The organism is Streptomyces sp. BBFR25, assembly GCF_044590125.1.
GTDB lineage: Bacteria > Actinomycetota > Actinomycetes > Streptomycetales > Streptomycetaceae > Streptomyces > Streptomyces canus_D.
The window spans coordinates 1,587,919-1,612,362 of the sequence record NZ_CP172447.1 but is presented as its reverse complement, the minus strand read 5'-3'; the positions used below and the strand labels follow the sequence as shown (position 1 = coordinate 1,612,362).

General features: G+C 73.6%; 25 protein-coding genes. 13 read left to right on the top strand and 12 right to left on the bottom strand.

Annotated elements, in window-relative coordinates; all coding sequences use genetic code 11:
• Positions 1–2: 2 nt before the first annotated feature.
• Positions 3–2,729, bottom strand: a complete 2,727-nt coding sequence (locus ACGH52_RS07220) for a LuxR C-terminal-related transcriptional regulator (protein ID WP_399938248.1) — start codon at positions 2,727–2,729, stop codon at positions 3–5.
• Between the two features lie 63 nt (positions 2,730–2,792).
• Entirely contained in the window at positions 2,793–3,365 is a 573-nt protein-coding gene (locus ACGH52_RS07215; protein WP_399938246.1) for an ATP-binding protein, read from the bottom strand.
• A gap of 263 nt (positions 3,366–3,628) precedes the next feature.
• Here ACGH52_RS07215 and ACGH52_RS07210 point away from each other — a divergent pair, with 263 nt between their 5' ends.
• Both ACGH52_RS07210 and ACGH52_RS07205 read left to right on the top strand, forming a co-directional pair.
• Positions 3,629–4,384, top strand: a complete 756-nt coding sequence (locus tag ACGH52_RS07210) for a HipA family kinase (protein ID WP_076973350.1) — start codon at positions 3,629–3,631, stop codon at positions 4,382–4,384.
• Positions 4,381–4,764, top strand: coding sequence for a DUF3037 domain-containing protein (locus ACGH52_RS07205; RefSeq protein ID WP_399938244.1), 384 nt, complete (start codon positions 4,381–4,383; stop codon positions 4,762–4,764). The genes ACGH52_RS07210 and ACGH52_RS07205 overlap by 4 nt, the downstream gene beginning before the upstream one ends.
• Before the next feature lie 48 nt (positions 4,765–4,812).
• On the opposite strand, the gene ACGH52_RS07200 is transcribed toward ACGH52_RS07205, so the two are convergent.
• Positions 4,813–5,583, bottom strand: coding sequence for a hypothetical protein (locus ACGH52_RS07200; protein WP_399938243.1), 771 nt, complete (start codon positions 5,581–5,583; stop codon positions 4,813–4,815).
• Positions 5,584–5,849: 266 nt separating this feature from the next.
• On the opposite strand from ACGH52_RS07200, the gene fabG reads away from it, so the two are divergent.
• From fabG to ACGH52_RS07175, 5 genes are all read left to right on the top strand, one after another.
• Complete coding sequence (gene fabG, locus ACGH52_RS07195; protein ID WP_059297697.1) at positions 5,850–6,611, top strand: 3-oxoacyl-ACP reductase FabG; 762 nt, start codon at positions 5,850–5,852, stop codon at positions 6,609–6,611.
• 43 nt (positions 6,612–6,654) lie between these two features.
• Positions 6,655–7,416 carry an SDR family oxidoreductase gene (locus ACGH52_RS07190; protein ID WP_059297696.1) on the top strand — a complete coding sequence of 254 codons (762 nt, stop codon included), beginning with the start codon at positions 6,655–6,657 and terminating at the stop codon, positions 7,414–7,416.
• Positions 7,417–7,624: 208 nt separating this feature from the next.
• Positions 7,625–9,211 (top strand): ABC transporter substrate-binding protein, encoded by a 1,587-nt coding sequence (locus ACGH52_RS07185; protein ID WP_210976980.1) that lies wholly within the window; start codon positions 7,625–7,627, stop codon positions 9,209–9,211.
• 72 nt (positions 9,212–9,283) lie between these two features.
• The gene (gene ung, locus ACGH52_RS07180) at positions 9,284–9,967 is read left to right on the top strand and encodes a uracil-DNA glycosylase (RefSeq protein WP_210976981.1); all 684 of its coding nucleotides are present in this window, start codon (positions 9,284–9,286) and stop codon (positions 9,965–9,967) included.
• A gap of 84 nt (positions 9,968–10,051) precedes the next feature.
• Positions 10,052–10,594, top strand: coding sequence for a hypothetical protein (locus ACGH52_RS07175; RefSeq protein ID WP_076973345.1), 543 nt, complete (start codon positions 10,052–10,054; stop codon positions 10,592–10,594).
• A gap of 40 nt (positions 10,595–10,634) precedes the next feature.
• On the opposite strand, the gene ACGH52_RS07170 is transcribed toward ACGH52_RS07175, so the two are convergent.
• The 3 genes from ACGH52_RS07170 to ACGH52_RS07160 all read right to left on the bottom strand — a co-directional run bounded on the left by ACGH52_RS07170 (position 10,635) and on the right by ACGH52_RS07160 (position 12,407).
• Positions 10,635–11,129 (bottom strand): hypothetical protein, encoded by a 495-nt coding sequence (locus ACGH52_RS07170; protein WP_076973344.1) that lies wholly within the window; start codon positions 11,127–11,129, stop codon positions 10,635–10,637.
• Between the two features lie 102 nt (positions 11,130–11,231).
• Positions 11,232–11,744 (bottom strand): DinB family protein, encoded by a 513-nt coding sequence (locus ACGH52_RS07165; RefSeq protein ID WP_076973343.1) that lies wholly within the window; start codon positions 11,742–11,744, stop codon positions 11,232–11,234.
• A 42-nt stretch (positions 11,745–11,786) separates the two neighbouring features.
• Positions 11,787–12,407: a TetR/AcrR family transcriptional regulator gene (locus ACGH52_RS07160; protein WP_399938239.1), complete on the bottom strand. Its 621-nt coding sequence runs from the start codon at positions 12,405–12,407 to the stop codon at positions 11,787–11,789.
• Positions 12,408–12,509: 102 nt separating this feature from the next.
• Between ACGH52_RS07160 and ACGH52_RS07155 the strand changes: the two genes are divergently transcribed.
• Positions 12,510–13,700 (top strand): FAD-dependent monooxygenase, encoded by a 1,191-nt coding sequence (locus ACGH52_RS07155; protein WP_210976982.1) that lies wholly within the window; start codon positions 12,510–12,512, stop codon positions 13,698–13,700.
• A gap of 13 nt (positions 13,701–13,713) precedes the next feature.
• Positions 13,714–14,619 (top strand): Gfo/Idh/MocA family protein, encoded by a 906-nt coding sequence (locus tag ACGH52_RS07150; protein ID WP_399938237.1) that lies wholly within the window; start codon positions 13,714–13,716, stop codon positions 14,617–14,619.
• On the opposite strand, the gene lnt is transcribed toward ACGH52_RS07150, so the two are convergent.
• Entirely contained in the window at positions 14,543–16,117 is a 1,575-nt protein-coding gene (gene lnt, locus ACGH52_RS07145; RefSeq protein ID WP_121700809.1) for an apolipoprotein N-acyltransferase, read from the bottom strand. The genes ACGH52_RS07150 and lnt overlap by 77 nt on opposite strands.
• Before the next feature lie 170 nt (positions 16,118–16,287).
• Here lnt and ACGH52_RS07140 point away from each other — a divergent pair, with 170 nt between their 5' ends.
• A complete protein-coding gene (locus ACGH52_RS07140) occupies positions 16,288–17,028 on the top strand; it encodes an SDR family NAD(P)-dependent oxidoreductase (RefSeq protein WP_210976984.1) in 741 nt (246 codons plus the stop codon).
• Between the two features lie 47 nt (positions 17,029–17,075).
• On the opposite strand, the gene ACGH52_RS07135 is transcribed toward ACGH52_RS07140, so the two are convergent.
• The 3 genes from ACGH52_RS07135 to ACGH52_RS07125 form a co-directional block, all read right to left on the bottom strand.
• Positions 17,076–17,255 carry a hypothetical protein gene (locus tag ACGH52_RS07135; protein WP_063124331.1) on the bottom strand — a complete coding sequence of 60 codons (180 nt, stop codon included), beginning with the start codon at positions 17,253–17,255 and terminating at the stop codon, positions 17,076–17,078.
• 63 nt (positions 17,256–17,318) lie between these two features.
• Positions 17,319–18,194 (bottom strand): undecaprenyl-diphosphate phosphatase, encoded by an 876-nt coding sequence (locus tag ACGH52_RS07130; RefSeq protein WP_059297687.1) that lies wholly within the window; start codon positions 18,192–18,194, stop codon positions 17,319–17,321.
• A 195-nt stretch (positions 18,195–18,389) separates the two neighbouring features.
• On the bottom strand, positions 18,390–19,166 hold the full coding sequence (locus ACGH52_RS07125) for a TVP38/TMEM64 family protein (RefSeq protein WP_076973338.1): 777 nt from the start codon (positions 19,164–19,166) through the stop codon (positions 18,390–18,392).
• 49 nt (positions 19,167–19,215) lie between these two features.
• Here ACGH52_RS07125 and ACGH52_RS07120 point away from each other — a divergent pair, with 49 nt between their 5' ends.
• The 3 genes from ACGH52_RS07120 (at position 19,216) to ACGH52_RS07110 (ending at position 22,266) form a co-directional block, all read left to right on the top strand.
• A complete protein-coding gene (locus ACGH52_RS07120) occupies positions 19,216–19,938 on the top strand; it encodes a DNA alkylation repair protein (protein ID WP_399938234.1) in 723 nt (240 codons plus the stop codon).
• Between the two features lie 272 nt (positions 19,939–20,210).
• Positions 20,211–21,389, top strand: a complete 1,179-nt coding sequence (gene tuf / locus ACGH52_RS07115; RefSeq protein WP_121701339.1) for an elongation factor Tu — start codon at positions 20,211–20,213, stop codon at positions 21,387–21,389.
• 31 nt (positions 21,390–21,420) lie between these two features.
• Entirely contained in the window at positions 21,421–22,266 is an 846-nt protein-coding gene (locus tag ACGH52_RS07110) for a fused MFS/spermidine synthase (RefSeq protein ID WP_059297683.1), read from the top strand.
• 24 nt (positions 22,267–22,290) lie between these two features.
• Here the strand turns inward: ACGH52_RS07110 and ACGH52_RS07105 are convergent, their stop codons facing one another.
• Both ACGH52_RS07105 and ACGH52_RS07100 read right to left on the bottom strand, forming a co-directional pair.
• Positions 22,291–23,319 carry a hypothetical protein gene (locus ACGH52_RS07105; protein WP_399938231.1) on the bottom strand — a complete coding sequence of 343 codons (1,029 nt, stop codon included), beginning with the start codon at positions 23,317–23,319 and terminating at the stop codon, positions 22,291–22,293.
• Positions 23,320–23,394: 75 nt separating this feature from the next.
• Positions 23,395–24,366: a hypothetical protein gene (locus ACGH52_RS07100; protein WP_399938229.1), complete on the bottom strand. Its 972-nt coding sequence runs from the start codon at positions 24,364–24,366 to the stop codon at positions 23,395–23,397.
• Positions 24,367–24,444 lie beyond the last annotated feature (78 nt).

Sequence of the window (24,444 nt, the reverse complement as noted above, 5' to 3'; positions counted from 1 at the left end):
TCTCAGGGGGCCGTGCGCAGGAGGTCACGGCGGGACAGAGCACCCGTCTTGCGTATCGCGCGGGCGACATGCTGTTCCACCGTGCGCGGCGAGAGGTGCAGCACCACCGCGATCTCACGGTTCATCAGTCCGCGGGCCGCGAGCTGCGCCACCTCCCGCTCCCTGGGGGAGAGCCGGTCGTCGAACGCGGGGCGGCCCGGCCGGCGCACCTCCGGGGGCTGGTGGGAGCGCAGCAGGGTGCGGGCCCGGGCGGCGTCGTAGACCGCGCCGAGTTCCGTGTACCGCTCGACGCAGCGCCGCAAGGACGCGACGGCGTGGGCCCGCCCGTCGTCGTCCCCGGCGGCGCCGTCCGCGCTGCCCCGGGCCGCCGCCTCGTCGGGCGCACCGGAGTGCTCCGCGCCGTGGGCGAGCGAGCAGCGTGCCGCGCCCTCGGTCGTCAGGGCCCGGGCGTAGGGGCGGGACAGCTCCCGGTAGGCGGCCGCGGCCTCACGGTACGAACCGGCTGCCTCCCGGTGGCGGCCCTCGCACTCCTCCAGCGCCGCCCGGCTCCAGGCGACGGCGGCCCGGGCGGACGGCGCGTCCTGTCCCGCCAGCCCCTGGACGAACTCCGTGGTCATCCGGCGGGCGGCCGCGGCGTCCCCCGCCCGGGCCACCGCCTCGACCGCCCAGGGCGCCAGCTCCGCGGCCCACGCCCAGATTCCCTTGTCCGCGACGGCCGTCCAGGCCGCGCGGGCCTGTTCCGCCGCGGTCGCCAGGTCGTCGCGGACCAGGGCGAGACGGATCAGCGCGCCCGCCGTGGCCGCCGCCAGCGGCATGCGCGTGCACTCCGGCGCGGGCGCCCCGAGCGCGGTCAGCCAGTGCACGGCCTGCGTCCAGTCCCCCTGGGTGAAGGCCAGCATGCCCCGCACCAGATGGGCGTCGGCCGCCACCACGGGCATGTCGGCCGTGTCCGCGACGAACCGCTCGCACCGCTCACCCAGCCCGGTCCACCGCCCGGCCCACCAGTCCAGCAGCAGACGGGTGCCCTGCGCCGTCTGCTCGGTGTACGAGGCACCGATGCGGGCCGAGAGGTCCAGCCCCGTCGACAGCAGCTCCTCGCCCCACTGGTACGAACCCCGCCAGAGCGCGGCGTCCGCGGCGTTGCACAGCCCCCGCGCCGCGTGCTCCCGGCAGCCGGCCCGCGGACCGTCGACGGGCAGGGCCGCCACCAGCTCCCGGGCCTGCGGATCACCGCAGGCGACGGCCAACGAGGCGTGGTTGGCGGCGACGGCCGCCCGCGCGACCTCGCTGTCACCGGCACGGGCGAGCTCGGCGGCCCTGCGCAGCCACTCCCGGTGCCCCGCCAGCGTCCCCGTCGGCCACTCCGGCATGGCCAGCGCCACCATCGCCCGTGAGGTGAGCACCGGACGGACCTCGCCCAGCTCGTCGACCGCCGCCTCCAGCTCGCGCATCCCGGCGGCGAGGTCCCCGACCTGGTTGGCCAGCATCAGGCCCAGGTCCAGCCGCAGTTGACCCCGGACGTCCACCGGCAGACCGGGGTCGCGGACGGCCTGGGTGAGCACCTCCACCGTCTGGTCCGAGCGGAGCCCGACGACGGCGCTGCGGGCCAGCAGCGGCGCCAGCCGGGCCCGGTACCGCGCCGGTACCTCGCGCACCGCGAGCGTCCGTTCCAGGAGACCGATCGCCTCCTGGTGACGTCCCTCCTCGACCGCCGCCAGGGCGGCCTTCTCCACCGCCTTGAGCCAGCCCTTGCGCCGCCCCGCGGCCCCGCGGTGCCGGGCCACCTCCGCCCACGGCACCGGCCGTCGGCGGGCGAGCACCCGCGCCGCCCGCCCGTGCAGCTCCTCGCGGACCGGCCCGGGCACCCGCTCGCGCACGGCCGTCGCCGCGAGCGGCACGGAGAAGCCGTAGCGTCCCAGCGGTCCCCGCGACACCTCCGACAGCGCCGCTCCTGCCAGGGCAGCGAGCAGCGCCGCACGGCCCCGCTCCGGGTCCATTCCCGCCACGGACAGCAGTTCGTCCCGCCCCGCCGGCTCGCCCAGCACCGCGGCCGCCCACACGACGGTCCGGTCCCCGGCGGCCAGCGCCTCGGTACGGCTCAGCACCAGTTCGGCCAGCCTGACCGGCACACCGGCCGCGTCCACGTCGGCGGCCGTGCACCGGGAGCCCGACCCCGCGCGCAGTGTGCCGAGCAGGTCGGCCACGACCTGCGGCACCCCGCCGGAACACGCGTACAGCCTGGCGACGGCCTCGTGCGTCGCCCGCTCGCCGAGGACCTCCGAGGCGGCCCGGCGCACCCGGTCCACGCTCCAGGCGCGCAACCGGTGCCGGAAGACCGCGAGACCGGGAGGGTAGGAGACGGCCGGCGCGCCCAGCGGCAGACCGCCGGCGCCCAACTCCTCGGGACGGTAGGCCACCACGGCCGCCAGCCCCTCCCACGGCCGTTCCAGAAGCCCGCGCAGCCACTCCCTCTCCTGCGGCGTGGCCCGGTGCGCGTCGTCCACCAGCAGCAGGGCGGGGCCGGGAGCCGTCTCCGGCCGCTCCTGCGCCGCACCGCACCGCCACAGGGTCCGACGGGCCTCGGCGGCCTCCGGCAGGCAGCTCAGGCCATGCAGCGCACGGCTCTTCCCCAGGCCCGCGCAACCCTCCACGAGAACGAGGACCGAGCCGCTCCCTCCGAGCGCCTGACGCAAGGGGGCCAGCCAGGGGGACCGTCGCACAGCGGCCATGTCGTCGACCATCGCTTTCCGTCGGCCCGCGCGGCCGAGGACACGCCACCGCGAGTGGGCGTCCTAGGCGAACGGGACGTTCTCCTTCCCCATCCTGACCACGCCGCTTCCCACCGCGGCAAGGGCCGCTCCCGCGGGCTCCACCACCCACCGCGTGCTCCCCAGCCGTTCCAGGTCCGACGACGCGGCGGGGAGCACCCCGCCGGGAAGCGTGACGACGGCCCAGAACCGCGGCCCGGCAGGCGTGCGTTCGGTGCCGTGCGCCGTGCAGTGGGCGTCGACCAGGGCGAGACCCCAGCCGTCCTCGTCGTGGGTGTCGGGGTGCGCGGTACGGACACCGGCGGGCGGCGGGGCGCCGCCGAGCACGTCGACGATGAGCTGGTCGCCCTCCACGTCGACGCCCACCGCGAGCCGACCCTCCGGTCGTCCGGCCGCCCGCCGTACCGCGCGGGCGAGCAACTCGCCGCAGACCACGGTGAGTGACCAGGCGGAGTCGTCGTCGAGACGTAGGCCCCAGGAGAGCAGTGCCGTACGGACGCGGTGGCGGCCCTCGCGGACGGCCGAGGGCACCGCGGGGAGGAGGAAGGACGCCGTCCTGGACGCCGCGGGACACGGATCGAAGACCGAGTTGGCCAAGGCAGGCTCCTGGTGCGATGAACGGCGGGAAGGGGAGGCACGCGTGCGGGCGTGGCCGGCCGATGTCGGCAACCTAGGGACCGCGGCCGCCACACGTACATCCGGGCACGGGCGCTACGGATACGTAAGAAAAGCGTTCCGGAGGACGTCGGCCCGGGCCCGTCTCGCCGACGGTCACCCGCGGTCACTATGCTCACCCCATGCCCGGGGGGAAGTCTCCCCGCGGGGACGGGCAAGGCTGAAGAGACGGGTGGCCCGCACAAGTGTTGAGAGAGGTCCTCGCGACCCGCTACATCACGCCGCTGCGTGAGGGCGGCTCGCTGCCGGGACTCGTCGAGGCCGACGACCTCGGGACCTACGTCCTGAAGTTCACCGGCGCGGGCCAGGGCCGCAAGACGCTCGTCGCCGAGGTGGTCTGCGGCGAGCTGGCCCGCAGGCTGGGTTTCCGGGTGCCGCGGCTGGTGACCGTCGACCTCGATCCGGTGCTCGGGCTCGGCGAACCCGACCAGCAGGTGCAGGAACTGCTCAAGTCCAGCGGCGGCACCAACCTCGGCATGGACTTCCTCTCCGGCGCGCTCGGCTTCGACCCGCTCGCCTTCGAGGTGAGCGCCGAGGAGGCCGGGCGCATCGTCTGGTTCGACGCGCTGGTCAACAACGTCGACCGCTCCTGGCGCAACCCCAACCTGCTGCGCCTGGGCGGCGAGACGTGGCTCATCGACCACGGCGCCACCATGATCTGGCACCACAACTGGCCCGGCGCCGAGACCTCCGCCGCCCGCCCCTACGACGCCGCCGACCACGCCCTCGCGCGCTTCGCGCCGGACGTCCGCTCGGCCGCCGCCGCACTCGCGCCGCTGGTCACCGAGGATCTCCTCGCCGAGGTCACCGCCGAGATCCCGGACGTCTGGCTGCGCGACGAACCCGGCTTCGCCACCCCCGACGACCTCCGCAGGGCCTACGCCGGACCCCTGCTCGCGCGGGCCGCCACCATCCACGAACGCGTCAAGGGGGTGCGGTGAGCGACCGCCACGTCTTCGAGTACGCGCTGCTGCGCGTCGTACCGCGCGTCGAGCGCGGGGAGTGCGTCAACGCCGGAGTCCTCGTCTACTGCCGCGCCAAGTCCTACGTCGGTGCCCGCACCCACCTCGACGAGAACCGGCTGCTGGCCCTGGACCCGCGGGTGGACCTGCCCGGGGTGCGCGCGGCGCTGCGCGCCGTGGAGGGCGTGTGCGCCGGAGGGGACGCGGCGGGCCAGGCGGCCGAGGACGACCCCGGCCGCCGGTTCCGCTGGCTGATCGCGCCCCGGTCGACCATCGTCCAGCCGGGCCCCGTCCACACCGGCCTGACGGCCGATCCGGCGGCCGAGACGGAACGGCTCCTCGACCTGCTGGTGCGGTAGGGGCGGGACCCGTCCGGACGACCGGGCACGTGCCGCCCGGGGCGGATCTCAGGCGCGTCGGCGGCGCCTGATCACGTAACCCGCGGCGAGCGTGGCGCCGGTGACGAAGCTCAGGCCGATGCCGAGGTCCCAGTCGCTGGGCCCGGCGCCCGAGGCGCCGCCCAGGCCGCCCTGCGTGCCGAGGGTGGGTGTCGCGGCGGGGGAGGCCACGGGCGCCGGTGTGGTCACGGCGGGGGCCGGTGCCGTGGTGGCCGGACGCGGCACGGAGGTGGCGGAGATGGTCGGGAGCCGGTCCCGGTCCGAGCGGGCCGCGCCGCCCGCGCCGTCGTCGTTCCGGATCTCCCTCTTCCCGCCCTGGCCCTGGTCGAAGGGGCCCTGTCCGGTGGCGTGCGACTGCCCGGACATGTCCTGGTCGATCCGGCCCTCGTCGGGCCGGTCCTGGCCCGGTCCGCCTGAGCCGGGGCCGTTCTCGTCCGGTCGGACCTGTCCCGTTCCGCCTCCGTCGGGCAGCCCCCCGTCGAGTCGCCCGTCGTCGACTCCGCCCCCGTCGACTCCGCCTCCGTCGAGTCGGCCGTCGTCGAGTCGGCCCTCTTCCGGCGGGGCCTCGGCGGACGGGTCTTCGGACACTTCGTCGGGGCACGACGGGTCCGGGACGCCCGGATCCTCGTCCAGCCCGATCGGTACCGCTTCCTGGTAGGTGAAGCTCCGGCAGTCCGGCTCCAGGTTCGAGTCGAGGTCCTGAGCGGGTGCGGGGTTGGCCAGCGGCACGATCGCGGCGATCGCGACGGCTATGCCTGCTGCACCGGTACGACGGCGCATGGACGCCTCCTTTCCGGCCACGAGTGGCTCGCGCTTCGACGCTAGGGGCCCGGCGGCCGGGCGGCCCGCAGCGCTGGGCCGATCGGGCGAGGGGGGCGGCGCGGCGCTCCGGGAAGGCCAGGTAATGGATCACACCGGGCCGGTGTCCCGTTGACACCGGGTGCCAGGGCTTCTAGCGTCACGTCTGCGGAAGGTACTAAGCGGTCGCTCACCCCAGGGCGCACGCTCCGCACGGGCCGCATCCCCAGGACGAGGAGAAGCAGCGAATGTCCACCACTGAGCAGCGGGTCGCCGTAGTCACCGGAGCCGCGCGCGGCATCGGCGCCGCCACCGCCGTACGACTGGCCGCCGAGGGCCGCGCCGTCGCCGTCATCGACCTCGACGAGGCCGCCTGCAAGGACACCGTGGAGAAGATCACCGCGGCCGGCGGCAAGGCGATCGCGGTCGGCTGCGACGTCTCCGACGAGGCGCAGGTCGAGGCGGCCGTCGCGCGGATCGCCGAGGAGCTGGGCGCGCCGACCATCCTCGTCAACAACGCGGGCGTGCTGCGCGACAACCTGCTGTTCAAGATGAGCGTCTCCGACTGGGACACCGTCATGAACGTGCACCTGCGCGGTGCCTTCCTGATGTCGAAGGCCTGCCAGAAGCACATGGTGGACGCCAAGTTCGGGCGCATCGTCAACCTGTCCTCGTCCTCCGCCCTCGGCAACCGCGGCCAGGTCAACTACTCCGCCGCCAAGGCCGGTCTCCAGGGGTTCACCAAGACCCTCGCCAAGGAACTGGGCAAGTTCGGCGTCACCGCCAACGCCGTCGCCCCCGGCTTCATCGCCACCGAGATGACCAAGGCCACCGCCGACCGCGTCGGCATGGGCTTCGACGACTTCAAGGCCGCCGCCGCCACCCAGATCCCGGTCGCGCGCGTCGGCGAGCCCGACGACATCGCCAACGCCATCGCCTTCTTCACCGGCGAGGCCGCCGGCTTCGTCTCCGGCCAGGTGCTGTACGTGGCCGGCGGACCGCTCGACTAGGGCGCGCGGAGACTAGGGAACACTGGGATTAGGGACCACTGACATGACTGAACTCCCCGCCCTCTCCGGCAAGGTCGCGCTCGTCACCGGCGCCAGCCGCGGCATCGGCTACGGCGTCGCCGAGGCCCTCGTCGCGCGCGGCGACCGGGTCTGCATCACCGGCCGCAACGAGGACGCGCTGAAGGAAGCCGTTGAGAAGCTCGGCTCCGACCGGGTCATCGGCGTCGCGGGCAAGGCGCACGACGAGGCCCACCAGGCCGTCGCCGTCGAGCGCGTGATGGAGGCCTTCGGCCGCGTCGACTTCCTGGTCAACAACGCCGGTACCAACCCGGTGTTCGGCCCGATCGCCGATCTCGACCTGAACGTCGCGCGCAAGGTCTTCGAGACCAACGTGATCTCGGCGCTCGGCTTCGCCCAGCGCACCTGGCACGCCTGGCAGAAGGACAACGGCGGCGCGATCGTCAACATCGCCTCCGTGGCGGGCCTCTCGCCCTCGCCCTTCATCGCCGCGTACGGCGTCAGCAAGGCCGCGCTGATCAACCTCACCGCGCAGCTGGCGCACGAGTTCGCGCCCAAGGTGCGGGTCAACGCGATCGCCCCGGCGGTCGTGAAGACCAAGTTCGCCGCGGCCCTGTACGAGGGCCGCGAGGAGGAGGCCGCCGCGGGTTACCCGCTGGGCCGGCTCGGCGTGCCCTCGGACATCGGCGGCGCCGCCGCGTTCCTCACCTCGGAGCAGTCCGCCTGGGTCACCGGCCAGACGCTCGTCGTCGACGGCGGCATCTTCCTGAACGCCGGCGTGGCCTGATCTCGCCCACGAGGACCCCTCCAGACCGATCCCGGACACGGGCGCCGTCGACGCGAACGGCGCCCGTGTCCGCGTATCGGAGCCCCGCGCACGATGACAACGTAGTCATCCTCAAATGATCAAAACCCCTGTTCAGAAGGGGGTTCAGGGGGCCGGGCGCTGCGGTATGGTCTGCCGACCTTGGTACGGCGGATCGAGGAGCGTGCGCGTGTTCAACCGGAAGCGAGGCCTGCGGCGGGTCGCGGCCATCGTGTCCATATCGTCACTGGTCACCGGATGCGGCATCCTGTCGTCCGACAGCTCGCAGGACGAGGGGCCGATCGTCGTGGGGACCACCAGCGCCCCCAGCACCCTCGATCCGGCCGCGTCCTGGGACGGCTCCTGGGAGCTGTTCCGGAACATCTACCAGACGCTCCTCAGTTACCCCAGCGGGGCCACCGCGCCCCAGCCCGACGCCGCCGAGCAGTGCTCGTTCACCGACAGCACCAACCAGGTGTACCGCTGCGAACTGCGCGAGGGCCTGACCTTCTCCAACGGCGACCGGCTCGACGCCCGGGCCGTCAAGTACTCGATCGATCGGATCAAGGACATCAACGTCAACGGTGGTCCGGCCGGCCTGCTCGGCAGTCTCGAACGGGTCCAGGCGCCGAGCGAGCGCGAGGTGGTCTTCCACCTCAACAAGCCCGACGCCACCTTCCCGTTCGTGCTCGCCACGCCCGCCATGTCGATCGTCGCCCCCGGCGGCTACCCCGCGGACGCCCTGCGCGAAGGCGACGGCGTCGTGGGCTCCGGCCCGTACACCCTCCAGACGTACGAGGACGGCGAACGGGCCGAACTCGTGCGCAACGACCGCTACGAGGGCTTCGCCGAACGGCACAACAAGGCGGTGACCATCCGCTACTTCAAGGACTCCGCCGGCATGGTGAAGGCGCTGCGCGACGGGGACATCCAGGTGACCTACCGCGGCCTCGCCGCCGACGACGTCGTCACGCTCCAGGGCCAGGAGGGCAAGGAGGAGAACCTCCAGTTGGTCGAGGGCAGCGGTACGGAGATCAGCTACCTCGTCTTCAACCCCGAGGACCCGTGGGCGGGACGCAAGGAGGTGCGCCAGGCCGTCGCCCAGGTGATCGACCGGACGGTGATCGCCCACAAGATCCACCAGGACACCGTCGACCCGCTGTACTCGATGGTCCCCAAGGGCCTCACCGGTCACACCACGGGCTTCTTCGACGAGTACGGCGACCCGAACGTGCCCAAGGCCCGCGAGACACTCGAGGACGCCGGTATCACCGACCCGGTCCCGCTCACCCTCTGGTACACCACCGACCGCTACGGCTCCGAGACGGCCAAGGAGTTCGAGGAGATCAAGCGCCAGCTCGACGCCTCCGGCCTGTTCAAGGTCACCCTCAAGAGCCGCCCCTGGAAGACGTACGTCGCCGGCTACCAGAAGGGCGAGTACCCGGTGTTCGGGCGGGGCTGGTCCCCGGACTTCCCGGACGCGGAGAACTTCATCGCACCCTTCGTCGGCGAGCAGAACGCGCTCGGCACGCCGTACCTCACACCGGAGATCACCGGCAAGCTGCTGCCGCGCTCGCGCCGGGAGAGCGACCGCGCCAACGTGGAGCGGGAGTTCGAGCTGGCGCAGCAGATCATGGTGGACGACGCACGGCTGCTGCCGCTGTGGCAGGGCAAGCAGTACGTGGCCGCCAGCACGGACATCTCGGGGGCGGAGCAGGCCCTGGACCCGTCGACGATCATGATGATGTGGCAGCTCGAACGGAAGACGAGCTGGTAGGGCCCGCGTTGTCAGTGGTCGGCGGTAGGTTCTTGGGCAGTGGAAGCGACCGCACAGCGTAAGGAAGCCGACGTGACCGACATCGCCATGCTGCCCGAGTCCTGGCGCGAGGTGCTGGGCGGCGAGCTGCAACAGCCCTACTTCAAGGAGCTGATGGAGTTCGTCGAGGAGGAGCGGGCGAACGGCCCCGTCTACCCGCCGCGCGAGGAGGTCTTCGCCGCGCTGGAGGCCACGCCGTTCGACCGGGTGAAGGTGCTGGTCCTCGGCCAGGACCCGTACCACGGCGAGGGACAGGGGCACGGGCTGTGCTTCTCGGTCCGGCCCGGCGTGAAGGTCCCGCCGTCCCTGCGCAACATCTACAAGGAGATGCACGCGGAGCTGGACACCCCGATCCCGGACAACGGCTATCTGATGCCGTGGGCGCAGCAGGGCGTCCTGCTGCTCAACGCGGTGCTCACGGTCCGGGCCGGTGAGGCGAACTCGCACAAGTCCCGCGGCTGGGAGCTGTTCACCGACGCGGTGATCCGCGCGGTGGCCGACCGGAGCGACCCGGCGGTGTTCGTGCTGTGGGGCAACTACGCGCAGAAGAAGCTGTCGCTGATCGACGAGACGCGGCACGTCGTGGTCAAGGGGGCGCACCCCTCCCCGCTGTCCGCGAAGAAGTTCTTCGGCTCCCGCCCCTTCACGCAGATCAACGAGGCGGTCGCCGGGCAGGGCCACGAGCCGATCGACTGGACCATCCCGAGCCTGGGCTGAGCCGGGCCCGGTGCCGCCTGACGGGCAAAGCGGGTGCGTGCGGTTAGCGTCGTCGGGACAGCCGACGAGGGCACGGAGGACGCGGTGGCGAAGGGACAGGAGCAGGCGGCGCCGGACGCCGTGCTGACGCGGATCGGCCAGGTCGCCATGCTGCACCACGCGGGCGACCGTGAGGAGGCCCGGCACCGCTTCCTCGGCCTGTGGGCGGAGATCGGCGAGCACGGCGACGCCCTGCACCGCTGCACGCTGGCCCACTACCTGGCCGACACCCAGGACGACCCCGAGGAGGAGCTGGCCTGGGACCTGCGGGCGCTGTCCGCCGCCGAGGAGCTGACGCAGGACCTGTCCGCCGACCGGCACGAGGGCACGCCCGCCGCCCGGGCCCTGTACCCCTCCCTCCACCTGAACGTGGCGGCGGACTACGACCGGCTCGGTCACCGCGAGGCAGCCCGGCTGCACCTCGGGCGTGCCCGCGCCGCGGCCGAGTCCCTCGCGCCCGGGCGCTACGGAGAGGGCGTACGCGCCTCGATCGACCGACTGGAACTGCGCCTGGACCGCACGGCCCGGGGCACCGACGGACCCGACCGGCCCGGCGAGTGGGGCCGACCGCCGCGGCAGCGGCCCTAGCCCCGGCCTCGGCCCGTTCCGGTGCGGCGTGGGGTCGGGCTCAGTGGCCGTAGGCCTGCTCGCAGATGCGGGCCTCGGGGCTGCCGGGCCGCCAACCGCCGTACTGCTTGCCGAGGGAGCACACGTCCGCCTTTCCGCCGGTGCCGTCGCCGGACACGGGGGGCAGGTCCGGCACCCGGGGCCGGGAGGGCTCGGGCGCACGGGTGTGTGCCGGTGGCGCCGGGCGGGCCGGCCGCGGTTCGGGGGCGCGGGTGGCCGGGGGACGGTGCGGCGCCGCCGGGGGCCGCGTGCGGCGCGGTTCCCCGGTGCGCTCCGGGCTCGGGGAGGGGCCGATCATCTCCAGCGCCTCCCGGGCCGGGGCCTGGACGACCCGGGGCTCGGCCGGGCCGTCCGGGCGCGGCGCGGACGAGCGGGCCCCGGGCGCCGACGGGTCGGCCGGGGCCGGGCCCCTGACCGTCGTACAGCCGGTCAGGGCCGAGACAGCCACGGTCACCAGAAGCGTTGCGGTGGTCGTCGTTCGATGCACCCGCGCCACTCTGCTGGTCCGGGCACCCCGACCGGCGCCGGACGGGCGGAGGTTGCCCCGCACGGGTGATCTCCGGCCCCGTACGGAGTCCCGTGGCGGCCCGGGGTGACGTCAGTCGCCGGTGGCCCCGTCCAGGCGCTCGCGGATCAGGTCCGCGTGCCCGTTGTGACGGGCGTACTCCTCGATCATGTGGGTGTGGATCCAGCGCAGCGTGTAGCGCTCGCCGGTGCGCAGGTGCCTGCCCCGGGTCGGTTCGTCCAGCGGGACGCCGGCCGCGTTGCGCCGGGCCGCCTCGATCTCGGCCTGCCAGGTGGCGTGGGCCTGCGCGAAGGTGTCCGACTCGGTGAGCCGGAACTCGCCTTCCGGGTCCTCGTCGGAGTAGTAGATCGGGCCCGCGTCCTCGGCCGCCAGCACCCTGCGGTACCAGCTGCGCTCCACCTCCGCCATGTGCCGGACCAGTCCCATCAGGGACAGTGTCGACGGTGCCACGGCGGCCGTCCTCAGCTGCTCGTCGGTGAGCCCCTCGCACTTCCAGGCCAGGGTCTGCCGGTGGTACTCGAGCCAGCCCTCCAGCATCGTGCGTTCGTCGGCGTCGACGGGTGGTTCACGGCGTTCGGTCGTCATCCTGGCATCCTCGCCCACAACGGACGGTCCCACCAGGGCTTTTCAGCTGTCCGAACCGCCGCCCAGCATTCCCCCGAGGAGTTCCCGCAGCCCCGACCGCACCTCCTGGAGGCTCGGCACCTCGGCGTGGAAGGTCCCGGCCACACAGCTGAACATCAGGCCGTCCGCCCAGGCGACCAGCGAGAGCACGTGCCGGGCCGGGTCGGCCGAGCCCATCGCGGTGACGAGGGCGCCCAGCTGCTCCCGGAAGCGGGCGCCCGCCGTGTCGAAGTGCGCCCGCAGCTCGGGGCGGCGGGTGGCCTCCAGCGCCAGTTCGTACCGGGCCAGCGTCAGCGCGCGGTTGCGGGTCAGGGCGCGGTGCGTCGCCAGCGCCAGCGCGTCCACCAGGCCGGCGAGGCCCGCACGCGGGTCCGGCAGCTCGTGCAGCGCCAGCACCCGGGCCTCCCGGTCGGCCAGCCGCCGCACCGCCAGCTCCAGCAGCGCCTGCCGGGTCCGCGCGACGTTGGAGGTGGAGCCCTGGGGGAGTGCGGCCGCCTCGTCGACCGCCCGGTGCGTGAGCCCGCGCATCCCGCGCTCGGCGAGCAGGGCCAGGGCGGCGTCGGCGACCAGGTCGGCGCGGGAGGCGCCCGCCGAGGGTCCGGGGGGTGCGGTGTGTGCGGACATGGAGATCAACCTACCCGCCTCACTACGGCTGTAGTACAGTCGGCGGCAGGTGCTACTACATCTGTAGTGAGCCATGGGTCGAGAAGAGAGCCGAGGAACGTCATGACACGCATGAAGACGGCCGTCGTGATCGGCGGCGGCATCGGCGGCCTGACCGCGGCGGCCGCCCTGCACCTCAGCGGCCTGCGGGTCACCGTCCTGGAGCGCGCGCCCTCGCTCCGCCCGATCGGCGCGGCCATCTCGCTGTCGCCCAACGCCCTGCGCGCCCTGGACGTGATCGGCCTCGGCGAGGAGATCCGCGACCTCGCCGCCTGGCAGGGCGACGGGGGACTGCGCACCCCCGGCGGCCGCTGGCTCTCCCGGTCCAGCGCCGAGGCGGCGGCGGCACGCTTCGGCGGTCCGCTGGTGCTGCTGCACCGGACCACGCTCATCGAGAGCCTCGCCCGGCTGCTGCCGCCGGACGCCGTCCGCACGGCCGCCGACGCGACGGTGGCCGACCCCGGGGGCCGCGACCGTCCGGCCACCGTCCGCACCCCGGACGGCGAACTGGAGGCCGACCTGGTCGTCGCGGCCGACGGCATCCACTCCGGCGTGCGCCGCGCGCTCTTCCCGGACCACCCGGGCACCGTCTACTCCGGGTTCACCACCTGGCGGGTCGTGATCCCCGTCCCTGGCGCCGAGTTCGCCTCCCACGAGACCTGGGGCCGGGGCCGTATCTGGGGCACGCACCCGCTCAAGGACGGCCGGGTCTACGCCTACGCCGCCGCGGTCGCCCCGGCCGGAGGGCACGCGGCCGACGAGCGGGCCGAACTGCTGCACCGCTACGGCGACTGGCACGACCCGATCCCCGCCGTCCTCGCCGCCGCCCGCTCCGAGGACGTCCTGCGCCACGACGTGCACCACATCGCCGAACCGCTGCCGGCCTACCACCGCGGCCGGGTCGCCCTGCTCGGGGACGCCGCCCACGCCATGCCGCCCAACCTCGGCCAGGGCGGCAACCAGGCCATCGAGGACGCGGTCGTGCTCGCCCACCACAGCGGGGACCTCGCCGCCTACACGGCCGCCCGGCTGCCCCGCACCACCGCGATCGCCCGGCAGGCCGTCAGGGTCGCCCGCCTCAACCTGATGAGCAACCGGGCCGGGATCGCCGTCCGCGACGTCGTGATCGCCGCCCTGTCCAAGACCGGACCGGCCCTCTTCCTGCGCGGCTTCGACGGCATCGCCGACTGGCGGCCCCCACGGCCCCCGTATGCTTCCCGGCGGACCCAGGTCGGCGAGCGTTACGAGCGTTAGAGGAGCACATCCCGTGAAGGTCGGCTGCATCGGACTCGGCGACATCGCGCAGAAGGCCTACCTGCCGGTGCTCGCCGCCCTCCCCGGGATCGAACCGCACCTGCAGACCCGCACCCCCGCCACCCTCACCCGGGTCGCGGACCGGCTGCGCATCCCGCCGGCGCAGCGCCACGCCGACCTCGACGCGCTCCTCGCCCAGGGCCTGGACGCCGCCTTCGTGCACGCGCCGACCGCCGCCCACCCCGAGATCGTGACCCGGCTCCTCGAAGCCGGTGTCCCCACCTACGTGGACAAGCCCCTCGCCTACGAACTCGCCGACTCCGCGCGCCTGGTGACCCTCGCCGAGGAGCGCTCCACCAGCCTCGCCGTCGGCTTCAACCGGCGCCACGCCCCCGGGTACGCGCAGTGCGCCGAGCACCCGCGCGAGCTGATCCTCATGCAGAAGAACCGCACCGGACTGCCCGAGGACCCGCGCACGATGATCCTCGACGACTTCATCCACGTCGTCGACACGCTGAGGTTCCTGGTGCCGGGACCGGTCGACGACGTGACCGTCCGCGCCCGGACCGAGGGCGGCCTGCTCCACCACGTGGTGCTCCAGCTCGCCGGGGACGGCTTCACCGCGCTCGGCGTGATGAACCGGCTCAGCGGCTCGGCGGAGGAGATCCTGGAGGTCTCCGGACAGGACACCAAGCGCCAGGTGGTCAACCTCGCCGAGGTGATCGACCACAAGGGCCAGCCCACCGTGCGGCGGCGCGGCGACTGGGTTCCCGTGGCCCGTCAGCGCGGCATCGAGCAGGCGGTGCTCGCCTTCCTCGACGCGGTGCGCTCCGCGAAGGTGCTCAGCGCCCGGGACGCGCTGGAGACCCATGAGCTGTGTGAGCGGGTGGTCCGGGCCGTGCAGGACGGCCCCGCCTGAAGCGCACCGCCCGCACGCCCTCGGCGGCGCCCCAGGCGGCGAGGATGCCCAGCGCCGCGTACACCGTCCAGTCTCCGTAGCGGACGTACGGCGTGCTGCCGTGGGTGAGGGGGATCTCGTACACCCGCGAGGCGCTCGCGTCGGTGCCGAGCCAGGAGCCGATCCGTGCGCCGTTCGCGTCGTAGACGGCGGAGACTCCCGTCAGCGTCGCGTGCACCATGGGCCGGCCGGTCTCGGCGGCGCGCAGCGCGGCGAGCGAGGCGTGCTGCTCGGGCGCCCAGGTGTGCTGGAAGGTCGAGGTCGAGGACTGGGCGACCAGCACCTCGGCGCCGTCGGCGACGAGGCTGCGGCTCATGTCGGGGAACGCGCTCTCGAAGCAGACCATCGGCCCGATCCGCAGGCCGTCGCCGACGTCCATCACCACCTGCTCGGTGCCCTGCCTGCGGTCCTCGCCGGCCGCCTTGCCGACGGAGGTGGCCCAGCCGAGCACCGAGCGGAAGGGCACGTACTCCCCGAAGGGGACGAGCCGCATCTTGTCGTACCGGTCGCCGGTCGGGCCCTCGGGTCCGACGAGCACCGAACTCTTGTAGATGCCGGGTTTGTCGGAGCGCCGCGCGTCCACGTTGACCAGGATGTCCGCGCCGGTCTCCCGGGAGAGCGCGGCGAGCCGCCGGGCGAGGTCCGGCCGGTCGTCCAGGTCGAAGCCGACGCTGCTCTCGCCCCAGACGATCAGATCGAGGTCCCGGTCCGCGAGCCGCCGGGTCAGCTGCTCCTCGCGGTCGAACCGCCGGTCGGCGCTGTCCGCCCCGGCGACGACGCCCGGCTGCACCACGGCGATCGCGGCCCGCTCGTCGGTGCCCGGGCGAGGTGACCAGACCCACGCCGCCGAGGTGGCCGCGGCCGTGGCGACGAGCCCCGCCAGGGCCGGCACCCTCGCCCGGCGCACGGCGACGAGGACGGCGAGCGCGACGTTGACGGCCACGACCAGGAAGCTGAGCAGCCACACGCCGCCCACCGAGGCGAGGCGCAGCGCCGGGGCGACCTGCCACTGGCTGGCGCCGAGCATCCCCCAGGGGCCGCCGAGCCCCTGCCAGGAGCGGACCAGCTCCGCCAGCAGCCAGCCCGACGGCAGCACCACCAGGGCCGCCGCGACCCGGCCGGTGGACGGAGCCCCGCCCAGCGTCCGGCGCACCAGCCAGCCCCAGGGGACCCACAGCGCGCCGAGCAGCGCCGCGATGACGAACGTGAACACGTGCAGGTTGGGCAGCAGCCAGTGGTGCATGGCCAGCACGAACCCGAACCCGCCGCACCACCCGTCGTACGCCGCGCGCCTGCCGCCCGGCGCGGTCCGGGCCAGCAGGATCCAGGGGACCAGCGCGAACCAGGCCCACCACCACAGGGCGGGGCCCGGGAAGGCGAGCACGGGCAGGGCCCCGACGAGCACGGCGAGGGTCGAGCGCCGCCACGGGGAGGCGAGCCAGCGGTCGAGCGTCTTCATGGGCTCCTCCCTACCGATGTGTTCCCTACCCGGTGATCCCTACAGTGTGCGCACGCGACGAGGCGAATTCAGTTGATCACACCGAAGCCCGTGTGGATCACACCGAACCCTGTCCAGCGCGTGAAGCCTCGCCTAGGATGATCGATGATCGATCAAAAGTGGAGGTACTCATGGCACGGCCCATCACGGTGGTCACCGGCGGCAGCCGGGGGATCGGTGCGGCGACCTGTCTGCGCCTCGCGGCGGACGGCCACGACGTCGTCGTGGGCTACGCGCGCGACTCCGCGGCCGCCGAGACGGTCGTGGCAGGGGTGCGCGAGGCGGGCGGGAGCGGTGTCGCGGTGCGCGCGGACACGTCCGTCGAGTCCGACGTCGAGCGGATCTTCGACGTGGCGGAGGAGCGGCTCGGCCCGGTGACGGGGCTGGTGAACAACGCGGCCGTGACCGGCCCGCTGGGACGGCTGGCCGACAGCGACACCGCGGACCTGCGACGGGTCCTCGACGTCAATCTGCTGGGCGTGCTGCTGTGCGCCCGGCGGGCGGCGCGGCTGATGACGCCGCGGGGGAGCGGTGCGATCGTGAACGTGTCGTCCGGCGCCGCGACCCTCGGCAGCCCGGGGGAGTACGTGCACTACGCGGCGAGCAAGGCGGGTGTCGACGCGCTGACGCTGGGGCTGGCCAAGGAACTCGGCCCGGACGGGATCCGGGTCAACGCCGTCGCGCCCGGGGTGATCGACACCGAGATGCACGCGGCGGCGGGCGATGCCGGCCGGGCGGCGCGGATGGGGGCGGCGGTGCCGATGGGGCGCGCGGGCCGCGCGGAGGAGATCGCCGCGGCGATCTCCTGGCTGCTGTCGCCCGAGGCGTCGTACACGACGGGGACGGTGCTCCGGGTGGCAGGCGGGCGCTGACCGGGGCCGGGGGACCGGGTCGCGGCGGGCGGGGGCCGGGCCCCCGCTCAGGCCGCCTCGATGACCTCGCCGCGGAGCGCGGTCGCCCACTCGACCACCAGCAACTCGTACTCCACGCGCTCCTGCGCGGACAGGGTCCCGCCCGCGCGCCGCCACAGCGCGCGGATCTGCTCGTTCAGCTCCGCGGCGGACCGCACGGAACCAGGCGTCACGTAATCGGGGGACATGCGGACAAGCCTAGGGGCAAGCACTGACACTGCGCTACCGGACGGCTACACAAGCGGTGCGCCTCAGCCGGAGGACTCCGCGGCGTGCGGGCTGAGGGCACCCGTCGCGACCAGGGCGATGATGACGATCCCGAGCGCGATGCGGTACCAGACGAACGGCATGAAGCTCTTGGTGGAGATGAACTTCATGAACCATGCGATGACCACGTAACCGGTGCCGAAGGCGATGACCGTGGCGAAGAGCGTCGGTCCCCACGAGACGTGGTCGCTCTCCATCGCGTCCTTCAGCTCGAAGACGCCGGAGGCGAGCACCGCCGGGATCGCGAGCAGGAACGAGTACCGCGCGGCGGCCTCGCGCCGGTAGCCCATGAAGAGGCCGCCGCTGATGGTCGCGCCGGAGCGGGAGACGCCGGGGATGAGGGCCGCCGCCTGGCACAGGCCGTAGATCAGGCCGTCCCGCACGCCCAGGTTCTCCAGCTCCTTGCGCTGCTGCGGCGCGCGGTGCCGGCCGCCCTTCTCGTCCCGGGCGGCCATCCGGTCGGCGATGCCGATGATCACACCGACGACGATCAGCATCGTCGCGGTGATCCGCAGGTCGCGGAAGGGGCCCTCGATCTGGTCCTTCAGCGTCAGGCCGAGCACCCCGATCGGGATCGAGCCGACGATCACCAGCCAGCCCATGCGCGCGTCGGGGTCGTGGCGCATCGACTTGTCGGTGAGTGAGCGCGTCCACGCCGAGATGATCCGCCCGATGTCCTTGCGGAAGTAGATGAGCACCGCGGCCTCGGTGCCGATCTGGGTGATCGCCGTGAAGGCCGCGCCCGGGTCGTGCCAGCCGGAGAACGCCGCGGTCAGCCGCAGGTGCGCGCTGGAGGACACGGGCAGGAACTCGGTCAGCCCCTGGACGAGTCCGAGGATGAGGGATTCAAACCAAGACATGGAGTTGCGTCAGTCCAAGCGGCGATCGAGGAACGGCGAGAAACGGTCGGCGGACACGCCGAACCGTCGCGTGCGGTGATCGGGACCTGGCGTGCCGAGGGGCAGCGTAGCGCCCCGAAATGAACCCCGGACGTCGGGGGGTGAGCAGGCCCCCGCACCACCGCGGGGCCCGCCCGGCGGCGGTGCGACGCCTCGTCAGTGGCCGCGCAGCCGGTGCCGCTTGCGCCAGGCCACCACGGCACCCGCGAGCCCCGGCAGGGCGATGCAGGCCAGCGCGATCAGGAAGGCGGGCGAGGTGGGCGTCGAGGCACGGGCGCCCGCGACGACGTAGGCGGCGGTGTTGGGGATCGAACCGAGCCCCGTCGCCAGCAGGAAGGGCAGCAGGCCCATCCGGGAGACGGCGGCGCAGTAGTTGGCGGCGGCGAACGGCACCCCGGGGAACAGTCGCGCCGCCAGCATCGAGCGGAAACCGTGCCGGCTGAGCTGACCGTCCGCGGCCTTGAGCCACTTGCCCCGCAGCAGCGGCCGCAGCGCCTCCTGGCCCAGCACCCGGCCGAGACAGAAGGCGATCCCGGCGCCGAGCACCGTCCCCGCCAGCGCGGAGCCCAGCCCCAGCTGCGAGCCGAACAGGGCGCCGGCCGCCAGATTGAGCAGCGGGCGCGGCACGAAGGCGACCGTGCACAGCCCGTACGCCACCGCGTACGCGAGGGCCGCCGCCGCACCCCCGAGCTGCGGCGGCCAGCCGTTCGTCAGCAGCTGCTGCGGCTGGAACAGCACCACCGCCGTCGCGGCCGAGGCCAGCAGGGCGACAAGCAGGGAGAGCCGGGACCACGGCGACAGCAGCACTCTCGTCACACGCGCGGCGAAGCCGGTCGGCGCGGCGGGCCCGGCGGCGGTGGCGACGGCGAGTTCGGCGGCGGCCCGGGGAGAGACCGTGGCGGTGCCCCCAGAGCGGGTGGTGGCATCGAGCATCCGGTGACACTAACCGACATATGTGTGTGATCGCCGTATGGTGCGTCTCATGAGCGTCACAGCCCGGCCGATTCCGGACGCGCCGCACAGCGCCCTCGCCGACACGGTACTGGAGCGGCTCACCGTCGAGTACCCCGCCGCGGCCGACCCCGAGCGGGCCGCCGGGATGCGGGCGTACATGAAGGACGTGGCGCCTTTCCTGGGCCTGACCTCGCCCGTTCGCCGCTCCCTGTCCCGCACGGTGCTGGCGGACGTGCCCCGCCCGGACGAGTCGGACTGCGCCGCGGTCGCGCTGCGCTGCTGGCGGCTGCCCGAGCGCGAGTACCACTACTTCGCCGTCGACTACCTGCGCCGGTATGTGACGCACTGCTCGTCCGGTTTCCTGCCCGTGACCCGGTATCTGCTCACCACGGTCCCCTGGTGGGACACCGTCGACCTGCTCGCCGCGCACGTCGTCGGGGGCCTGGTCGCCGCCGACCGCGGCCTCACGGCCGACATGGACGCCTGGATCGAGGACGAGGACCGCTGGCTGGTCCGCGCGGCGCTCCTGCACCAGCTCCGTTACAAGGAACGCACCGATACCGACCGCCTCTTCGGCTACTGCCTGCGCCGGTCGGACCACGGCGACTTCTTCGTCCGCAAGGCCGTCGGCTGGTGCCTGCGCGAGTACGCCAAGACCGACCCGGACGCCGTGCGCGCCTTCGTGGCCGAGCACCGCACCCGCCTCGCACCCCTGTCCGCGCGGGAGGCGCTGCGGACCATCGGCCGGTAGCCCGCGATACGCGGCATCGAACTCCCGTTCCCGTGAAAACCATTCGACGGGGGACGAAGCGTCGGCGATGATCGGCGTCATGTTCCGGTACGCCTTCCACCTCGCAGCATCCGCGGTCGCGGATGCCCCGAAGGCTGCCGTCGCCCACTTCACCGCCGCAGTCGACGGCGCCCGAAGCTGACCCTCCCCGGATCGTCCGGCGGACCCCGCAGGGGGAGGGTCGGCCGGCCCCAGGGGTCCCCACCACCGCCACGAGGCTTCGAGGTACCGCCATGTCCAAGACGGCGTACGTCCGCACCAAACCGCATCTGAACATCGGCACGATGGGCCATGTCGACCACGGCAAGACCACCCTGACCGCCGCCATCACCAAGGTCCTTGCCGAGCGCGGGGCCGGCGGCACCACCCAGTACGTCTCGTTCGACCGCATCGACCGCGCCCCGGAGGAGGCGGCGCGCGGCATCACCATCAACATCGCGCACGTCGAGTACGAGACCGACACCCGGCACTACGCGCACGTCGACATGCCCGGCCACGCCGACTACGTCAAGAACATGGTCACCGGCGCCGCCCAGCTCGACGGGGCGATCCTCGTCGTCTCCGCCCTCGACGGGATCATGCCGCAGACCGCCGAACACGTGCTGCTCGCCCGCCAGGTGGGCGTCGACCACATCGTGGTCGCGCTCAACAAGGCCGACGCCGGGGACGAGGAGCTGACCGACCTGGTGGAGCTGGAGGTCCGCGAACTGCTCAGCGCGCACGGCTACGGCGGCGACGCCGTGCCCGTCGTACGGGTCTCGGGGCTGAAGGCCCTGGAGAACGACCCGAGGTGGACGGCGTCCGTCGAGGCGCTGCTCGACGCCGTGGACACGTACGTGCCCATGCCCGAGCGGTACCTGGACGCGCCGTTCCTGCTGCCGGTGGAGAACGTGCTCACCATCACCGGCCGCGGCACCGTCGTCACCGGCGCCGTCGAGCGCGGCACCGTGCGCGTCGGCGACCGGGTCGAGGTGCTCGGCGCGTCCGTCGAGACGGTCGTCACCGGCCTGGAGACCTTCGGCAAGCCGATGGAGGAGGCGCAGGCCGGGGACAACGTGGCGCTGCTGCTGCGCGGAGTCGCCCGCGACGCCGTGCGCCGCGGGCACGTGGTCGCCGCGCCCGGCAGCGTCGTGCCCGCGCGCCGCTTCACCGCGCGGGTGTACGTGCTGTCGACGCGCGAGGGCGGGCGCTCCACTCCCCTGACCACCGGCTACCGGCCGCAGTTCTACATCCGGACCGCGGACGTGGTCGGCGACGTGGACCTCGGCGAGGTGGCCGTGGCCCGGCCCGGGGACACCGTCACCATGACGGTCGAGCTGGGGCGGGACGTGCCCCTGGAGACGGGGCTCGGTTTCGCCGTCCGCGAGGGCGGGCGGACCGTGGCGGCCGGGACCGTGACCGCGGTGGAGTAGGCGTGCCGCCGGGCACCGGCACAATGGGCGGGTGAACGAAGCCATACCCGTCAGCCGCGTCACCGACCACGGCACCGCCAAGCTCATGCCCGACGTCGACCGCGAACGGGCCTGGCTGCTCACGGTCGACGGAGCGCCGCAGTCGTACGTCGACCTGGACGAGCCGGCGCACCTGGAGTTCGAGTACACGCGCCGGCTCGGCCACGTCCTGGACACGGTCGCCGAGCCGGGGCGTGCGCTGGACGTCCTGCACCTGGGCGGCGGCGCGTTCACCCTGCCCCGGTACGTGGCCGCGACCCGGCCCGGCTCGCGGCAGCACGTCGTCGAGGCCGACGGGGGGCTCCTCGACCTGGTCGCCGAGCACCTTCCGCTGCCCCCGGACGCGGGCGTCACCGCACACGGCGCCGACGCCCGCGCCTGGCTCGCGGCCGCGCCCGCGGACTCGGCCGACGTGCTGGTCGCCGACGTCTTCGGCGGCTCACGGGTGCCCGCGCACCTGACGTCCGTCGGCTACGCGCGCGAGGCGGCCCGGGTCCTGCGCGCCGACGGTGTCTACGTGGCCAACCTGGCCGACGGGGCGCCGTTCGGCTTCCTGCGCGGCCAACTGGCCACCTTCGCCGCGTACTTCGCGGAGCTGGCGCTGATCGCCGAACCGGGCGTGCTGCGCGGGCGCCGCTTCGGCAACGCGGTGCTCGTCGCCGCGCACCGGCCGCTGGACACCGCGGCCCTGGCCCGGCGCACCGCCGCCGACGCCTTCCCCGCCAGGGTCGAGCACGGGCCCGCCCTGCGGGACTTCACCGGCGACGCCCGTCCGGTGCGCGACGAGGACGCCGTACCGTCGCCCGAGCCGCCCGCCGGGGCGTTCGGCATCGGCTGAACGGCGCCGCCCGGCCCGGTGTGCCTACGACTCGGTCGGCGGTTCCTCGGTGAGGCGCACGGTGCTGAGGATCTTCTGGACCGTCGCCTCCGGGACCTCCTCCTTGACGCCCTTGGCGCCGTACAGGTTCCAGGTGACGTAGTCGCCCGCGCTGTTCTTGAACGCGAAGGTGATCGCCTTGCCCTCGGTGTCGCACTTGCCCTTCTGGGGCGTGCCCTCCGAGTGCGCGGTGATGACGCTGCCCTTGATGCCGGACGCGGTCGTGTACGCCTTCGGCTTGCCGTACTTCACGCTCTTCTTGTCGGGCTGGGTGTAACCGCCGTAGATCCACCACGGCACCCGCGTCTCGGCCGCCTGGTCGGTGGTCTTCGCGCCGCTCTCGCCCCGGGTACCGACGGTGGCGAGGGAGGTGCTCTCCTTGCGGCCGTCCTTGTTCTCGTCGGTCGTGCACCACTCGGACTTCAGATAGGCCGGGGCGGTGACGGTGGTGCGGTCGGTCTTGCCGTCCTCTTCCCACTCGAAGCCGACGCTGGTGTCGGTGCTCTCGATCTCCCAGTCCGCCGGCACGTCGAACATGGTGCCGAAGCGCGGGTTGGCGACGACCTTCCAGCCGTCGACGGTGGCCTTCGCCCCCTCGCCCCCGCGCGGGTTCTCGGCGGAGCCGGACGCGCTCGGGTCGGCGGAGGGGGACTCGGACTTCTCCACGGTCGGACTCGCGGACGTCTTCTTGTCCTTGCCGTCGTCCGCCTGGTCGTCCTTGTCACCACCCAGCACCAGGAACCCGGTGACGCCCGCGGCCACGACCACGGCGAGGGACGCGATGATCGCGACCAGCTTCGTCCGGTTGCCGCCACCGCCGCCCCCGCCGCCGCCCGTCACCGGCTGCGGAGCGGTGGCCGGCTGCGGCGTGCTCCACTGCTGCTGCCCGTACGCGCCGGGCTGCTGCTGGTAGCCGGGCTGCTGATACGGATTCGGCTGCTGGTACCCCGGCTGCTGGTACGGATTGTTCTGCGGGTTCTGCTCGCCCCCGGGCGGCTGCTGTCCTGGCCACATGAGCAGTCACCCTAACGCCGCCCAGGACACGATTCGGTCACCGGGCCTTGTCAGGGACGTACCGAAACGGGGGACTCAGGACTCCGACGGGGCGTACTCCCTGACGGTGGCGAGGATTTCGCGGACGGTGGCGTCGGGCACCTCGTCGGCGACATCCGCCGCGCCGAAGAAGGACCACGAGAGGAAGTCGCCGTCGGCGGACTCGAAGGCGAAGGTGGTCGCCTTGCCGTTCACGTCGCACTTGTCCTTCTTCGCCACCCCGGACGACCGGGAGGTGGCCACACTGCCCTCGATGCCGGAGGCGGTGGTGAACGACGTCACCGGCCCGGTGGTGACCTTGTCCCGGTCCGGCTGGGTGAAGGCCCCGTAGACCCAGGCCGCGGAGTCGTTCCGGGCGATCTCCTCGGTGCTCCGGGCGCCGTTGTTGCCGCGGGTGCCCGCACTGGCCAGGGGTGTGTGGTCGACCGAACCGTCCCGGTCGTCGTCCGACCCGCACCACTTCTCCTTCAGCACGGCGGGGGCCTTCATGGCGACCAGGGGCTTCTCGTCGGGGTCGTCGTCCTCCGCGACGTAGGTGACCCAGTCGCGCGACTGCGGCACCCAGGACGCCGGTACGTCGAAGGCGATGCCATGGTCGGGGTTGGCCACGACGGTCCAGCCCTCGACGGTGGGCTTCGGGGCGTCGTCACCGCCGCGCGGGTCGTCGGCGGCGGACGCGGCCGGGGAGGAGGCCGCCGCGGAGGAGGCGGCGGGACCCGGCCGGGCCTCCTCGTCCTCGCCCCCGCCCAGCAGGACGGCGCCGGTCACGGCCGCGGCGACCACCACGGCCGCCGCGGCGACGACCGCGATCACCTTCGTACGGCCGTTGCCGGGCCCCCGGCCGGCCGGGCCCCCGCCCGGACCGCCGGAGGCGACCGTCGGCGCGTTCCAGGGAGCGGGCTGCGGCTGCCCCGCGTACGGCGGCTGCTGCTGGTAGCCGGGCTGCCGGTACGGGTTGGGCTGGTGGGGGTCCGGTCCGCCGGTGGATGACTGCTCTCCTGGCCACATGGGCGCCCAGCATACGGCGATCTTCCCGGGTGCCTGGCCCCGGTTGCTACTCACGGGTAACCTGCGGGCATGAGCGCA